This is a genomic window from Belnapia mucosa (assembly GCF_016775475.1).
Taxonomy (GTDB): Bacteria; Pseudomonadota; Alphaproteobacteria; order Acetobacterales; family Acetobacteraceae; genus Belnapia; species Belnapia mucosa.
In genome coordinates this window covers 1-268 of the sequence record NZ_JAEUXJ010000117.1, presented here as the reverse complement: position 1 = coordinate 268, position 268 = coordinate 1, and the positions used below count along the sequence as shown (strand labels likewise).

Annotated in this window: 1 pseudogene; it reads right to left on the bottom strand. The window is 71.6% G+C overall.

From position 1 onward, the window contains the following. Window positions 1–254 (bottom strand): annotated as a pseudogene (locus JMJ55_RS30605) (transposase); the annotation flags it as partial. Window positions 255–268 lie beyond the last annotated feature (14 nt).

The following is a 268-nucleotide window of genomic DNA, read 5'->3' as shown; positions in this document are numbered from 1 at the left end:
GCCGTGCTTCTCCTCCAGCCAGCCGCCGGGCCCGCACAGCCGCAGCCCGGTGCTGTCCACCAGCAGGTGCACTGGCTCGCCGCCGCAGCGCGGCCGCGCTACCTCCAGCGCCTCGGCCCGGCGGCTCAGGGTCGAATGGTCCGGCACCGCGAGATCGAGGCGAGCAACTGCAAGATGGAGCCGATCAGCCGCTCAGTTTGGCGCAACGCCAGGCTGAACACGGACCGCAGCGTCAGGGCGGTTGCGATCGCCAGGGCCGAGTACTTCG